Source organism: Pseudoalteromonas sp. C12FD-1 (genome assembly GCF_037414265.1).
Taxonomy (GTDB): domain Bacteria; phylum Pseudomonadota; class Gammaproteobacteria; order Enterobacterales; family Alteromonadaceae; genus Pseudoalteromonas.
Map to the genome: position 1 here is coordinate 1 of NZ_JBBEVD010000068.1, position 15,571 is coordinate 15,571.

The 15,571-nt window shown below is 39.3% G+C and carries 15 protein-coding genes and 1 pseudogene; all 16 read right to left on the reverse strand.

Features of this window, described 5'->3' with window-relative positions; genetic code table 11:
* Positions 1-696 (reverse strand): 3-deoxy-8-phosphooctulonate synthase (kdsA, locus tag WDB87_RS09930; RefSeq protein ID WP_337849790.1); only part of this gene is annotated, 696 nt, incomplete at its 3' end.
* A 187-nt stretch (positions 697-883) separates the two neighbouring features.
* The gene (locus WDB87_RS09935) at positions 884-2,263 is read right to left on the reverse strand and encodes an undecaprenyl-phosphate glucose phosphotransferase (protein ID WP_337849791.1); all 1,380 of its coding nucleotides are present in this window, start codon (positions 2,261-2,263) and stop codon (positions 884-886) included.
* A gap of 39 nt (positions 2,264-2,302) precedes the next feature.
* On the reverse strand, positions 2,303-3,232 hold the full coding sequence (locus WDB87_RS09940) for a KpsF/GutQ family sugar-phosphate isomerase (protein ID WP_337849792.1): 930 nt from the start codon (positions 3,230-3,232) through the stop codon (positions 2,303-2,305).
* A complete protein-coding gene (kdsB, locus tag WDB87_RS09945) occupies positions 3,229-3,984 on the reverse strand; it encodes a 3-deoxy-manno-octulosonate cytidylyltransferase (protein ID WP_337849793.1) in 756 nt (251 codons plus the stop codon). Before kdsB ends, WDB87_RS09940 begins: the two co-directional genes overlap by 4 nt.
* The gene (locus WDB87_RS09950) at positions 3,985-4,527 is read right to left on the reverse strand and encodes a KdsC family phosphatase (RefSeq protein WP_337849794.1); all 543 of its coding nucleotides are present in this window, start codon (positions 4,525-4,527) and stop codon (positions 3,985-3,987) included.
* Positions 4,528-4,551: 24 nt separating this feature from the next.
* Positions 4,552-5,610, reverse strand: coding sequence for a glycosyltransferase (locus WDB87_RS09955; RefSeq protein ID WP_337849795.1), 1,059 nt, complete (start codon positions 5,608-5,610; stop codon positions 4,552-4,554).
* A 1-nt stretch (position 5,611) separates the two neighbouring features.
* Positions 5,612-6,823 carry a hypothetical protein gene (locus tag WDB87_RS09960; RefSeq protein WP_337849796.1) on the reverse strand — a complete coding sequence of 404 codons (1,212 nt, stop codon included), beginning with the start codon at positions 6,821-6,823 and terminating at the stop codon, positions 5,612-5,614.
* The gene (locus WDB87_RS09965) at positions 6,813-7,838 is read right to left on the reverse strand and encodes a hypothetical protein (RefSeq protein ID WP_337849797.1); all 1,026 of its coding nucleotides are present in this window, start codon (positions 7,836-7,838) and stop codon (positions 6,813-6,815) included. Before WDB87_RS09965 ends, WDB87_RS09960 begins: the two co-directional genes overlap by 11 nt.
* Positions 7,838-8,509 (reverse strand): sulfotransferase family 2 domain-containing protein, encoded by a 672-nt coding sequence (locus WDB87_RS09970; protein WP_337849798.1) that lies wholly within the window; start codon positions 8,507-8,509, stop codon positions 7,838-7,840. The genes WDB87_RS09965 and WDB87_RS09970 overlap by 1 nt, the downstream gene beginning before the upstream one ends.
* Positions 8,502-9,941, reverse strand: a complete 1,440-nt coding sequence (cysN, locus tag WDB87_RS09975) for a sulfate adenylyltransferase subunit CysN (protein ID WP_337849799.1) — start codon at positions 9,939-9,941, stop codon at positions 8,502-8,504. Before cysN ends, WDB87_RS09970 begins: the two co-directional genes overlap by 8 nt.
* Positions 9,942-9,976: 35 nt before the next feature.
* Positions 9,977-10,165 (reverse strand): annotated as a pseudogene (locus WDB87_RS15755) (four helix bundle protein); the annotation flags it as partial.
* Between the two features lie 19 nt (positions 10,166-10,184).
* Positions 10,185-10,397, reverse strand: coding sequence for a four helix bundle protein (locus WDB87_RS15760; RefSeq protein ID WP_336624180.1), 213 nt, complete (start codon positions 10,395-10,397; stop codon positions 10,185-10,187).
* Between the two features lie 98 nt (positions 10,398-10,495).
* The gene (gene cysD / locus WDB87_RS09985) at positions 10,496-11,422 is read right to left on the reverse strand and encodes a sulfate adenylyltransferase subunit CysD (protein ID WP_337849803.1); all 927 of its coding nucleotides are present in this window, start codon (positions 11,420-11,422) and stop codon (positions 10,496-10,498) included.
* Between the two features lie 111 nt (positions 11,423-11,533).
* The gene (locus WDB87_RS09990; protein ID WP_337849800.1) at positions 11,534-13,765 is read right to left on the reverse strand and encodes a polysaccharide biosynthesis tyrosine autokinase; all 2,232 of its coding nucleotides are present in this window, start codon (positions 13,763-13,765) and stop codon (positions 11,534-11,536) included.
* A gap of 15 nt (positions 13,766-13,780) precedes the next feature.
* On the reverse strand, positions 13,781-14,215 hold the full coding sequence (locus tag WDB87_RS09995) for a low molecular weight protein-tyrosine-phosphatase (RefSeq protein ID WP_337849801.1): 435 nt from the start codon (positions 14,213-14,215) through the stop codon (positions 13,781-13,783).
* A 10-nt stretch (positions 14,216-14,225) separates the two neighbouring features.
* The gene (locus tag WDB87_RS10000; RefSeq protein WP_337849802.1) at positions 14,226-15,341 is read right to left on the reverse strand and encodes a polysaccharide export protein; all 1,116 of its coding nucleotides are present in this window, start codon (positions 15,339-15,341) and stop codon (positions 14,226-14,228) included.
* Positions 15,342-15,571 lie beyond the last annotated feature (230 nt).

Consider the following 15,571-nt stretch of genomic DNA (forward strand, 5'->3'; position numbering starts at 1 on the left):
GCCCGCAATACCCAGTGCCATGCCGCTGCGAGCAAGCTCGGCAGCTTGTGCACGGCGTCCATCTGCAGAGTCTGCTCGCCCACCTGGACGTTGTAGTGCATGGGTTGCATCAAAAATAACCGGTGCCATAGCTTTCATATCATCCATACCTAGCATATCAACCACTAAGTTGTTGTAGCCAAAGCTTGAGCCACGCTCACACAGTGCAACATTGTTGTTACCCGCTTCATTAAATTTAGTAATGATATGACGCATTTCATGAGGGGCTAAAAATTGTGGTTTTTTCACGTTAATAATGGCACCCGTTTTAGCCATAGCTACCACTAAATCGGTTTGGCGTGCTAAAAATGCAGGTAACTGAATTACATCAACTACTTCGGCAACTGGCGCTGCTTGATGCGGTTCGTGCACGTCAGTTATCAGTGGAATATTAAAGGTATTTTTAATCTCTTCAAATATTTTTAAGCCTTCTTCCATACCAGGGCCGCGGTATGAGTTTATTGAAGAGCGGTTCGCTTTATCAAACGAGGCTTTAAATACATAAGGAATATTTAATTTAGAGGTTACTTCTACATAGTGCTCAGCAATACGCATCGCTAAATCGCGTGACTCTAAAACATTCATACCACCAAACAATACAAAGGGTTTGTCGTTTGCCAGTTCTATGTTGTTAATATTAATCATTTGGTTATTCAATTTATTTGTATCCTGTTTATTTTAAGCTTTAAAGTTGTACACGCAGTAACTAAATGCTTATTGCTCATACTAAAAACTTAATAGGGCCACTTAGTTTAGTAAGTAGCCCTATCATGTTTAAGCATAAATACGCGTAGCCCGTAGCCCGTAGCCCGTAGCCCGTAGCCCGTAGCCCGTAGCCAAAGTATCAATACGCGTTTTTATTAACAAAGCCTTTAAAAATAGTTAAAAATATAATTTTTATATCAAGCCATAAAGACCAGTTATCAATATAGTGTAAGTCGCAATCAATACGTTTTTGCAAGTCGGTATCGCCTCGCCAACCATTAATTTGCGCCCAACCCGTTATACCCGCTTTAACCATATGCTTTTGCATGTAGCCCGGTATTTCGTTTTTAAATTGCTCTACAAATACGGTACGCTCCGGGCGCGGCCCTACTATCGACATATCGCCTTTTAATACATTAATAAATTGCGGTAACTCATCAAGGCTGGTTTTACGAATAAACTGCCCAAACTTAGTATTTGTTTTACCTTTAGCGCCGCCCCATTGCACGCCGTCTTTTTCACTGTTTTGTGGCATGCTTCTAAATTTAAGCATCATAAATTTTTTATTATTCCAACTTACCCGCTCTTGCCTATAAAAAACAGGCCCCGGAGAAGTCATTTTTACGCCTATTGCCAACAGTAACAAAATAGGGCTAATCATTAATAAAATAAGTCCCGAGAGCAGCTTATCTTCAATACTTTTAAGCAGTAAATTAGCACCACTAATTGGCGACATACTTACATTAATTACAGGCATACCGCCAATATCACTCACCGAGTGGTTTATAAGTCTAAAACCGCGCATATCTGGTATATAACGTACCGCCTGCGTAGCATTACGAAGGCTGTGCAATATTTGCTCCACCAGCAATTCATCGCTTAAAGGAAGGGCAATCCAAATTTGGTCAATCCCTTCACCGTGGTTATTTATATAACTTTCAAGCGCATTATAATCGCCTAAAATAGAACAGTTATTAAGAGCAGCATCGCCAAAGGAGCCCGCTATTTTATAACCAGTCCAAGGAGAAGCATGAATTTTTGCAACCATTTTATTAGCTATATCGCCATCGCCAATAATAATCACATGGCGCTGATTCCCGCCTTTTGCTCGGTACTTATTTAGCATTAGCCGAATACTAAAGCGTATTACCACTAGCGCCATTAACCCTATTACATACCAATATATAAATAACGTATTATCGTAATTAACAGAGTTGTCTGAAATATAATAAATGGCCCCTAAAATAATTTGGTTTATGGTCCAACATACAGTTGCCACTCCAACTTCTTTAACTTTCGATTCGCCGCGCCATGTACGATACATACCCAAGTATGGGTAGAGCCAAAACGCAATAGCCACACTTAAAAACAACGTTAAAATAAAGCTTTTTTGTGGCCAAATAGCCCCATTTATTAACCAATTAGAAACCGCAAATCCAAAAAATATTGCAAAAAGATCAGAGCCTCTATGCAATACAGCAACCAAAATACTATGATCTTTTGCAAACCCTTTAATCATATTTAAAACCACACACGTTAATTTAATATTCTATTATTGTTATTTTTTTAAAATACCAACAACTTGTTTATTATTGCACACTACTAAGCAGTTAATTTTTTTAGCCTGCATTAACTCATACGCAGTCACCATAGAAACACATGGTGTAACTAGCTCAGGGCTACTACTTGCAATATGCCCAGCCGTTAAATCAAACAAGTCCTTGTTATATTTTTCTATTGCGCGGCGTAAATCACCATCGGTAATAATGGCTGTTACAGCATTGTTTTTCATAACTAAAGTGAGCCCAAGTGCCCCCTTCGACATTGTATTTATTACATCAGAAATAGGCGCCGACACCTCAACCATAGGTAAATCGTTAGTCACCATTTCGTCGCTCACTTTGCTAAGTAATCGCCTGCCCAAGCTGCCACCAGGGTGAAAACGTGCAAAGTTTTCAGGCAAAAAAGCACGCGCTTCCATTAAAGCAACAGTTAGCGCATCACCCATTACTAATGTAGCCGTTGTCGAAGAGGTAGGTGCTAACTGCAACGGGCAAGCCTCAGCCGGTACCGCCACATTTAAATGGCAATGCGAATGGGTCGCTAAAGTAGAGCGACTATCTCCCGTTATTGCAATAATTTTATTACCATTATCTTTTAAAAAGGGCAGTAACTTAAGCACTTCGTCGGTTTCACCCGAGTTAGATATAGCAATAAAAACATCATCTGGCGTTACCATACCCAAATCACCATGAAACGCCTCGCCAGGGTGCATAAAAAAGCTAGGTGTTCCTGTACTTGCAAACGACGCCGCTATTTTTTTTCCTATAATACCCGACTTTCCCATACCACAAATAATAGTACGTCCATTAGTATTTAATATTAAATCAATAGCGTGTTTAAATTGCTCATCGAGCTGGTCATGCAAGGCATGCAACGCCTCTATTTCGGTGTTAATAACACGCTTAGCTATAGTGAGGGAGTTCAAAGTTTTTCCATTATAGATTTTATGTGAGAGTAATCTTGTTGCGTATCAATACCATGTGGTATGTCAGCGTTAAAATTCATTACGCCAATGGTTAAACCATTACTTAAAGCCCGTAGTTGTTCTAGTTTTTCTAGGCGCTCTAGCTGCGACTCAGGCAAACCGCATAAGGTATTTAACGCACTTGCCTTGTATACATAAATACCAATATGGCGTTTAGCATGCGTTAAATCTTGCGGGTCATCGCGATTAAGCGGGGCTGGGCTACGGGTAAAATAAAGGGCATGGTTTGCCTCGTTAGTAACTGCTTTAACCACATTGGTATTAATAAAATCTTGGTAGGCTTTTATAGGCGTAGCAGCTGTTGTAATAGCAAACTCAGGATTAACACGCGTAAAGCTTATTAGTTTTTTAATTAACTGCGGAGGTATAAGCGGCTCATCGCCTTGCACATTAATAATAAGCGTATCACTTGGCCAACTTAATTTTTTTGCCACTTCGTTCACTCTATCGGTACCACTTACATGTTCTGTAGCAGTTAATATAACCGGTAAGTTTAATGCTTTTGCAGCATGTTCTATATCACTGTGGTCGGTAGCAATTATAATATCAGTAAGGCATACGCCCGCCTCTTGCACGCGTTGCGCAACATGCCAAAAAATAGGTTTATTATTAATTTTAAGTAATGGTTTAGCAGGTAAACGCGACGATCCATAACGGGCAGGAATAACAACTTTAATACTCGGGGTAGCCACTTACTGCTCCATATTTTTTACATCATCAGCCACTATTTTTTTTAGTAGCACATCATACACAGTCGCTAAATCGCCCAAACGACTAACTAAAATTTTATCGGCCACCTCCCGTACTACACCGTAGCCGCCAGCAGCCTGAGTAATATAAATGGCTTGTTGCAATACCAGCAGGTGTGCATCACTTGGCGCAAAGCTTACTGCGCATACTTGCATAACGGGTAAATCAAGCACATCGTCTCCTACAAAGCCCACCTGTTCAAGCGTAATACCTAACTCATTACAAATAGCTTCAACGCGCGGTAGTTTGTTTTTGCACCCTGTAATTACAAAATCAAAACCTAGCTTTTCGCAGCGTTCGGTTAATGCCTTACTTGCTTTGCCCAACACCACACCGGTTTTAATACCATGGCTATGTAACAGCTCTATGGCTAGGCCATCTTTTACATTAAACTTTTTAAAACTTTCACCGTGGGCGTCTATATAAATGCTGCCATCGGTCATAACGCCGTCTACGTCAAATAAAACCAATTCAATTTGATTCATCGTATTACTACTTATATTTTTAAATTAACTACGGTAAATACGCGCTAACTCAGAAGAAAAACGCTCAACAGAAAAACGTGTAAATACCTGCTGGTTGGCTAACTGTGCTAGCGTGTTTAGTTTAGCTGGTGAAACTAAATGAGATGAAATTTGCTCTATTGCTTGCGCAGTTGTATTAAATAAGTACCCATTGCTACCATGGCTAATTATGTCTTTGTTACCATCACAATTACGGGCTATAACGGGCACACCCGCAGCGCATGCCTCAATAATCGATACCGGCATCCCTTCCCATAAAGCGGTTGATAAATATAAGTCAGCTTGCGCTAACTCATTAATTACATCAGCTCGCGGCATCCAGCCTTTAACTTTCACACCGGCATCAAGCAAGCATTGTTTATGCTCTTGCTCGCCATCACCTATCCAAATAAATTCAATGTTTTCATTTTTAAAGGTAATGGCTAATTTGGCAAATTCAGCAGGGCCTTTTTGCGGCCTAATTCCACCTACTGTTATCACCTTGAGTGCTGCACTTTGAGTAACATTGTTTATAGGTGTTTTAAAGTCAGACAAGTCAACCGCGTTTTCTAGCAATACAACCTCAGCAAATGGCAAGGCAGCTTTTATAGCACTATATTCACTCTGCGAGCACGCTATATAGGTGCTTTTTTTTATACAGGCTATTAATTCAAATGCTTTAAAAACCCCCTTTTTTAAAGGTGATATATCTTGGCGCATAAATGATATGCAATGTGGGCTATAAAAAACCTTTGTATTCAACCCTATGGCTGCAAGCCTACCCACAAACCCCGCAAACGATGAATGACAATGCACTACATCGGGCTTTATTTGCTTTAAATGCTTACGTAATGCAAACACCGAAAACGGAAAGCGACTAGCCTTTAAATTTTCTTCAATAAGGTTAATAGTCGGCTCAAACAAGCTTTCAATGTTTTTTGGAGTATCTGGGCGCCGTGAAAAAATAACGGATAGATTATTATTTTTTGCTTGTCCATTTGCCGCCATAAATGTAATGGAGAGTGTTCCAGTAGCAGTAGCTTCAATGAGGTGTAAAATTTTCATATCAGACTTTCTTAAGTACCTTATCTGCAAAATAAAAGACTATTATTTGATAAAAATAGTACCAAATGAAGGTCCTAGTAAAGTTATAGATTTCCGATCTGAATAACCTAAACATTATAAATAATGCGCATATAGTCAGTGCTGTAGATAAAATACTTTGCTTTCTTTCAATTATTGAAAAAATGAAAGCTATAATAAGAAAGTGAATCATTACGCCAAATTCTTTTAAATATAAATACCCCTCTACAACACCACTAAAACCATACGTTAACCCGCTAACCACTTTATTTGGATAGAAGTATTGTATAAACCACTCTGAAAGGGGAACACCACTAGGGGATGGGTTTAAAACACCTTCTAGAGCTAAAAGATAGCTATTATTTGGTAATGATTCAGGGGTGATTTTTGAATCAAATAACAGTAGTGTATTTCTAATCCAATTGATGAACTCCCCCGGATTAAAAGTTCCATAGTCTTGATCACCTAAAATATATATATATAAAATACCTTTATAAGAAAACATCAATAAAGCCATACAAATACCTATTATTATGATAGTTTTTGTTCTAACCTTTCCGGTTTTCTCTAAAAAGTAAAAAAGCGCTATAAATGTGAATGCTAATTCACTTCTTGAAATTAACATAATTGCAAAAAATAAGTTGTAAGCAAGTATAACTCTAGCTAATGCTTTATCTCGCCATTCTTGCACATAAAAGTACCTTGCTAGTGCAAAAATCAATGCTATATTTGAAACTTTAGCGATAAAAACAATATGTTGATATTGCTTCATTATAGGAAATCTATCTAATCGATCTATAAAGAAAAAATTAAATGGCCCAACTTTAGCTATTATAAATAATTGTGCCAATACGCCTAATGAAAAAAGTAACAATATAGAATTAAAACTAGGTATATTTTTATAACTATCATGGTTTTCAGTTTTGCTTTTAAAAACTAAACTAAAAGCACTGTAAAAAACATTGAAGGAAACTATTCCTACAAGACTTAACCAAGCTACCTTAACCAAATCTGATGTAACGTAACCTCCTAGTATATTATATTTGTATAAATTTAACCCAACAAAGAAATAAAGAATACTATAAGCATTAAAAAACACACCTAAATTAAATAAGCTTCCGTGAAATTTTATATACACCCAAGTAAAACATAAAGGCAATACTAGTAATAGAAAAACGATTAAATTAAAGTCCATTACTTTTACCTAACCATTTTTTTACTATAGTTACTAATTTTTTAACGAAATTTAATTTTCGGGATAATGTCTCAAAGTTAAAGTTTAAAAAATCGCTTTTATAACTTATATGTTTAGCTTCGCTTCTTTGTGGTTCAAATGAATGTTCACCAGAAAAAATACTCCTTGTTTGAAACGCTAGCCGTTCATTACCATTTTCTATAAAGTTATAAAGAGTTTTATTTAAATTAACATTATTAAAAATTAGCCAACCTGCAGGCTGAGTTATTGGGCTATCCCTATAAAGCAATAAAGCAGTAGGCTTTTTAGCTTCTATAGAAGTATATACGATAGTAGAGGGTGTAGTAATAACATGACTAAACAAACTAATACAGCTTGATATATCGCTATCAAGTTCATTAATATCAGGGGTTATTTTTAGCTCTTTGATTAGCCTCTTATCGAAAATTCTAAACCTAAACTCAAAGTTTTGATTTGTTAACGATTGAGTAATAGACTTTATAATACTACATAAAGCTATAAACTCTTCTTCATTAAAATATGCGGAGTTTGCTGTAGTTATTAGGACTCGCTTGGTCACTATTACTTCTTTCATCCCTTCCCCGTTATAATACTTAGCGTGTAATGGTAGGTAATAATGAAACTTGGTGCCAAAAGATCTTATATAACTTTTCATCATATTATCTGGTGAATAGATATCTGAAAATGAAACGTTTTCAAGCAAATTATATTTTATGCTTTTTAAGTAAGGGTTTTTCGTAGCGTTTGTAAATTCATAGGTCCCATCTGATATCAACCCTGTTCTAATATTCAATACAACTGCATTTGATATAATATTCCTTGATAACACACTGTGTTCAATACAGGTAGCTATATAATCATATCTAAGTAAAAATCCCCTCAATGAGACTAAAAACATTGGTACACCAAAAGTAACTTCATGATTTTTTTCTATTACCTTAATATCAATTAGTCTCTCAAAATAACACCTTGGCTCGATAAATAAAATTTTCATTAATAATTAAAATTCTCATAATCTTCAGAATATAGTTTTCTAACTTTATTCTGAACCTCTACAGAATGTTGCTTCTCGCAATCGATTTTGTTTTTATTTCTATATGCTAAATCAGCCTTCATATTTAAATCTTGAGTTATTAAATTAAAATCTTCACTTAGACGCTCAAATTTACCGATAAAGTCGGCGCCTTTGCTTCCATCATCCAAAAAAACGTATTTAGATTGCCGAGTGAAATGAATCCATGAGTCCATTTTATTTTCATCTAACCAGTTTAATACAAAATCCTCAAAATTATCTGTTTCAGCTTTTAGTATGTTGCCAAAGTAATTATCTACTTCATTACCTCCACCAGATATTAAATAATTATATGAAGAAAATAGCCGGTCTAGAGGGTTACGCACAATAGTAAACTTATAGTAGTTATTAAATTTTTTTGCTGAAGAATTTAAATAATCCTGTGCATAATAATGTCCTGGCTTTTCGTTAGCAAAAATACTAATTGCAACAGACCTACCCGCAGCTTTAGGAATATGGATAAAAATAGCCTTTTTATCATCATAGTAAGAAGGAATTATTCCCTTTACTTTTATCCATATTTTCCTAAAAAACTTAGAGTGAAGCTTTAACTGGTTTAAAGTAAACTTTAGTTTTACGATACTTTTATTCAATTCCTATTGCTCCACAGTTCCACTCTGGATAATGCTCCCTAATATACTTATTTAGCGCTATTTCAGCCTTGGTATATGTGCGGGTTACTGGCTCCGGGCTTAGGGCTTCGAGCATCGTATTTGTGATCATACCTGCGCCTACTGTTACATTAGTTAGTCGGTCAATAATAATAAACGAGCCAGTACCCACTACATTTTTGTAAGTGTCTATCACTACTGGGCTTGCGGTTTCTATAGTGCAGTTTGCAATTTCGTTTAATTGCAGCTCGCTGGCTTGCAGCTCATTTAAGGTATTTACATCAATACGGTGATTTATTGTGCTTATTGTGGCAAAGGTATTTTTGGTGCCTATTTTAAGCTCGTATTCTTTACCTGGCTGCATAGCGGCATCGGCCATCCATACTATGTTGGCAGCAAAGCTTGTAGTGCTGGTAGGTTGCTGCGCTTTATCTGTTGTCGTGCGGGTAATTACATCGCCACGGCTTATGTCTATTTCGTCTGTTAAAGTAAGCGTAATTGCTTGGCCTGCGAATGCCATAGGTAGGTCGCCGTCAGCCGTTACAATACGCTCTACGCTTGATGTTTTACCTGAAGGGTAAGCTGTTACTTTATCGCCTACATTAATAACGCCGCTGGCTATGGTGCCGCAAAAACCACGAAAATCTAAGTTAGGGCGGTTTACGTACTGCACAGGTAAGCGGAAGGTATCTAGGTTTTTGTCATCGCTTATGGTTACTGTGTCTAGCAGTTGCATAAGTGTTGCACCTGGGTACCAATCTAAGTTACTGCCTTTATCAACTACGTTATCGCCTTTAAGGGCTGATATTGGTACAAAGCGTATATCGGGTATATCTAACTGCTCTGCAAAGGCTTTGTAGTCGGCTTTAATTTGGCGGTAAACGTCTTGGCTGTAATCAACTAAGTCCATTTTATTAATCGCTACAATCACGTGCTTAAGGCCAAGTAAAGATGCAATATAGCTATGGCGTTTGGTTTGCGTTTGTACGCCTTTACGCGCGTCTATCATTACTATTGCTAGGTCGCAGTTAGATGCACCAGTTGCCATGTTGCGGGTGTATTGCTCGTGCCCTGGGCAGTCGGCAATTATAAATTTGCGCTTTTCGGTAGCAAAGTAGCGGTACGCTACATCAATAGTAATACCTTGCTCACGCTCTGACTGAAGGCCGTCTACTAATAGTGCTAAGTCGAACTCTTCGTCGGTGGTGTTAAACTTTTTAGAATCGCTTTTAATGGCTGCCATATGATCTTCAAAAATTAATTTTGAGTCGTGCAGTAAGCGCCCAATAAGTGTTGATTTACCATCGTCTACGTTGCCGCAGGTTAAAAAACGTAATAAATCTTTATTTTCGTGCTGTTTTAAGTAACCTTCGATATCGGTTTCGAGTAGGTTAGCTTGTGTTTGTTCGGTCATTTTAGGTCCTTGAGCTACGAGCTACGAGCTACGAGCTACGAGCAACTTTTAATTGTTTTAATTAGACTACCTAGCATTTTCCCAATTAATTCACATTCATTAATAATCGATAAGCTATCTTCTTTTGAAATATAAGCTAGTTCAGTTGCAATCATTAACTGTGTTTTTAATTCGCCTAAAGAGCCCTTTGCTATAACTAAAAAGCGAGTTTTTTCTTTATCGAACTCTCTTTCAAAGCGTTATTCAATGAATCCATTCATTTCTCCTCTTCGAGGCCGCGCAAGCGCGTTCAAAATTTGCTCCTGCAATTTTGTCTGCAATATTGCTAGGAACAGAAACGCCGGCTCTACACATTTGATCTTTTAGGCCAAAATCTTTTAGCTGCTCAAATGTTTTATAAATTTTTATACTCAGGCGAAAACTGCGCTGCCAAACCTCTAAATTTTCGTATCTCATAAGCATCCTTGTTTATTACTTTTGGCTACTTACTGAGAGCTAATAGTTGCATATTTAAGCTCGCAGCACTTAGCTAGAGGCCCGAAGCGCTGTGCGCTTTAGAAGTACCCTTCCATTTTTTTCTTTTCCATTGAGCCTGATGAGTCATGATCTATTACACGGCCTTGGCGCTCGGAGGTTTTGGTTAGTAACATTTCTTGAATAATTTCGGGTAGTGTTGTGGCCGTTGACTCTACCGCACCTGTTAACGGGTAACAGCCTAGGGTTCTAAAACGTACCATTTTTTTCATAGGTACTTCGCCCTCAGCTAGTGGCATGCGGTCGTCGTCTACCATTATTAGTGTGCCGTCGCGCTCTACCACTGGGCGTTCTGCTGCTAGGTATAGTGGCACAATGTCGATGTTTTCTAGGTAAATATATTGCCAAATATCTAGTTCGGTCCAGTTGCTTAAAGGAAATACGCGAATGCTTTCGCCTTTTTCTACCTTGCCGTTAAAAGTATTCCACAGCTCTGGGCGTTGGTTTTTAGGATCCCAGCGGTGGTTTTTATCGCGAAACGAGTAAACACGCTCTTTTGCTCGTGACTTTTCTTCATCGCGGCGTGCACCACCAAAAGCGGCGTCAAACTTATATTTGTTAAGCGCTTGCTTTAGGCCTTGGGTTTTCATTATGTCTGTATGCTTTGCACTACCATGGGTAAACGGCCCTACACCTGCGTCTATCCCTTCTTGGTTTTTATGTACTATTAAGTCAAAACCTAGCTTTTTAGCCATTTTATCGCGAAAGGCGATCATTTCTTTAAACTTCCATGTGGTATCTACATGCATTAAAGGAAATGGAGGCTTTGCCGGAAAAAATGCTTTCATGGTTAAGTGCAGCATTACTGCTGAATCTTTACCTACTGAGTAAAGCATTACCGGGTTGTCGAACTCAGCCGCTACTTCACGAATTATGTGAATAGATTCCGCCTCTAATTGCTTAAGATGGGTCATCCTAGCTTGTGAGATTTCCATTTTTTTCTCCAGGGTATTAAGTTTTAAGCTGTATGTTGTTAGCTACGGGCAGAAGCCTCGAGCCTCGAGCTGAGGGTCTCGTAGCCCGTAGCCCGTAGCCCGTAGCCCGTAGCCAATAATTATCTATTTATCTGATTTATATTCGTAGTTGTAGTAGCCATAATAGCCGTAGGCATTACTGGCTTTTTTTACTACACCGTTAAATACCACGCCTTTTACGTCTATGCCGTTTTGCTCAAAGCGGTTACGGGTTAGCTCTATTTCACGAAGGTGGTTTTGCCCAAAGCGTGTAACCAATAATGTGGTGCCACTGTGTGCACTTACTATTGCGGGGTCGGTTACCGCTAATATAGGTGGTGTATCTATAATTACCAGATCGTATTCGGCACTTACTTCTTCTATAAACTGGCTAAAGTTACTGTGCATTAGCAGCTCTGATGGGTTAGGTGGTATTTGCCCGCGCGTAATTAAGCTTAACCCCTCAACTTTTGTTGGTTTAGTTATTTGCGCTAAGTTTAAACGGCCCGATAAGTAATCACTTAAGCCATTATCCCACTTAAGGCCAAATTGGGTTTGTAAATACCCTTTGCGCATGTCGGCGTCTACTATAAGTACTTTTTTACCACTTTGTGCAAGTACGGTTGCCAAGTTTACCGATATAAACGATTTACCCACACTAGGGCTTGGGCCCGATATAGCAATAATGTTGTTTTTGGCTTCCATCATCGCAAAGTGCAAGCTGGTGCGTAAGCTGCGGAGCGCCTCTATAGATAAATCGGCTGGGTTATCTAGCGCTAATATACTCTTTGGCTTATTTACTTTATTTTTACGGGCGCGCTCGGTAAAGCCACTTAGTTTATCTTGATAATCTGAGTGGGGCACACTTGCGTACACAGGTAGGCCTAGCGCTTCTATCTCACTTGGGTCTTCTACTCCGCGGTGCATCGCTTTTTGTATTAGTACAATAGCGACTGCTAAAAAGCCGCCTAATAATGTAGCCACTACAGCAATTAGTGCTTTTTTAGGTTTAACGGGTTCGGTTGTGTCTACCGCTGCTACATCTACCACGCGTACATTACCTACCGTGCCCGCGCGTACTATATCTAGCTCTTGCGTTTTGCTAAGTAATAGCATGTAAATTTCGTTGCCTACTTCTACATCGCGCGTTAAGCGTAGGAGCTCTTGCTGGGTTTCGGGTAGGTTGCTGACTTTAGATGTTAGCTGTTGTTTTTCGTCTTGTACTGCTTGTATTTGCTTAACAATACCTTGGTATGCAGGGTGCTCGCGTTTAAATTTACGGCTTAGCTCTAAACGTTTTAGCTCTAGCTCTTGTAAGGTGGTGTCTAGCTCTACTATTTGCTCTAAAACGCCTTGGGTTTCGAGTGTTATGTTTATAGATTTACGTTGTTTTTGGTAATCGTTAAAGCGTTGCTCTGATTGCTCTAGCTGTTTTTTAACCTCGGGTAATTGTACCTCTAAAAAGTCGAGCGACTTTTTAGCCTCTGCACTATTACGCTCTACATTACGGCGCACATAAATTTGCGATACTTTGTTAAGTACTTTTTCGGCGTGAGTTGAGCTTTTATGCTCGTACGCTAGGGTAATTATGCCTGAGTCTTTACCTTTTTCGCTTGCCGATATTTCTTGTTGTAGCTCAACAACGGTGCGGTAGCGATTATTTTTTATAAGTGTAAAGGTAGTGCCTGGGCGAGCATTTAAGCTGCGTATTGTTAGGCTATAAAAGCCGCTTACTTCGTCTTGGCCTACAGCACCGGTTAGCACTGTTTCGCCGTCGGGGTTAATAAGCTTATAGCGGTTATTTTTTTCAGTAACTAGTTCAAACTCTTTTCCTTCAAGTGCTTTTGGCACATCGAATCTAAATACATTTATGCTTTCCCCGCCCCATGCATAGCTACTAGCTCCTAATAACGGACTAGCTAACTCGTTAGGTTGCTCTGCTACAAAACCACGGTAAATTTTACCGCCAATAACAGGAAATAATTTAGGCTCTGCAATTATATTTAGCTTTAGTGTATCTACCGCTTCGCCAATCACGCTGCGCGATTTAAGCAGCTCTATTTCGGTTACGGCTTCGCTTGAGCTTTCAAACATTCCGGCCATGTCGTCAAGCCCGGGTACTGAGGCGCTGCTTTCTTCTACTTGAATTAACGCTGTTGCTTTATATATTGGTGTGCTTAATATAGCCACTGCAACACCAATAATTGCAAACACCGCTGTAAATAAAATTATAAAGTATTTACGGTCGAGAAGCGTTCCCACTAATGCAAGTAAATCTATTTCTTGCGTGGCTGTTTTATTTTGGTTGCTGCTATTGTTTACAGGCTTTGCATTCATTTACTTTGCCTTTCCTTATAAATACTTTTGCCAAGCGCTACAGGCGCTATCTATTAGTTCGTACACGTGCTCAAAAGCCTCTTGGCTTTGGCGGTATGGATCGGGGATTTCGGCGTTATTAATCCATTTCCCTAATAAAAAAGTTTTACCACGTGCTTCGGGGTAACGGGCGTGCAGATCTTTTAGGTGGCGCTCTTCCATTACTAAAATAACACTATTTTGCGCTACCAAGGCCGATGTTAATTGGCGGCCTTGGTGGGCATCCATGTTTATACCGTTTGCTTGTGCAATTTGCTTTGCTGTTGCATCGGCAGGTTTACCTTCAAGTGCGGTTAACCCAGCCGACGACACTTTAATATTTTTACCTTCAAGCTTTTGCTTTAAAACATATTCACCGGTTGGACTGCGGCATATGTTACCCGCGCATACAACTAAAACTGAATCAAACATTACTTCACCTTTAGTTTGACGAAATGTCGTCTATGCTATCGATAGATGATACCGATGGTAACAACAAGCTTATAACACGGTTCCAGCGGGCTAGAGGCGCTGTTGTTACGTAAACAATGTCGTGTGGTTGCAGTTCAAACTGCTCGGCTAAAACCATTGCAGCTATATTTTTTGCATGTAGCTGATATACATTGGCTAGTAAGCCGGTTTTTTCGGTGTTGCTTTTACGCAGTACAAATACGCCATTGGCATCGGCGGTATTTTCGTTTAAGCCGCCCGTATCGCTTAATGCTTGCGCTAAGTTTAAACCATAGCGGTTAAGCGTTACTGAGCCTGCGCGCTTTACGTCACCTAAAACGTAAACTTTTTGTTTATCGTTGCGGTTTACATGCACTATGTCGCCATTTTTAAGTAAGCGATTTTGCGATATGTCACCGTGTGCGTAAAAGTCGTCAAGTTGTATTACTTCTGTTTTATCGCCACGGGTAAAGGTAACTGTGCGCCAATCTGCAGCATTAGTTAAACCACCGGCTTGGTTTAGCGCATCAATAAGTGTTAGTGGTACCTCTGTTACGGGGTAAACGCCAGGTTGTTTAACCTCACCTGTGACATAGGCTTTTTGGCTCCTAAAGCCTACTATTTTTATATCTACTTGAGGGTCTTCTATTACGCGGCTTAAGCGGCTTACTAGGTCGTCTCGTACTTGGCTAACCGTTCTGCCTGCTGCTGGTATATTTGGTGCGTAGGCGTAGGTGATTGTGCCATCTTCTTGCACTCTAAAGCCATCAAACTCAGCCGTGCGTTGCACTGCTGCGGGTATTGTTAACTCTGGATGATCCCACACGCCAATTGTTAGTACATCACCAACACCTAGTTTGTATTCGTAGTTGCTGGTGTTTACACCTGCATAGCTTGATATTGCCTTGGCCGACGTGCGTGATTGTTTTTGTTGCTGAATTAGTGAAGAGTCAATAATTTGTATGTTTACTTTTTCGAGATCTTGCTCAAGATTTTGAGTTTCCTCACCTGGCGAGATACCTTTAAAGTGACTACCTGGAACTATTGTACAGCCTGTTGCTGCTAGCATTACGAGAGAAGTTACGAGTGATTTACAGCTTAACGCCATTGTAGAATCCCAAAATTATTTTAAATATTGCACTTGCTCACCAACCTTGGTGAGTACTTATTTTTTTAGCGGTGTAATTAAAGCATGAGGGCTGATAACGCGCAAGCGTGAATATGTACAGCTATGAGATATGAGCTATGAGCTATGAGCTATGAGCTAACAACAGCCTAAGTGCGCCAGCAAGCAAGGCGCCTACAACACAATAATCACCGAGTATAAAACCAACGTAG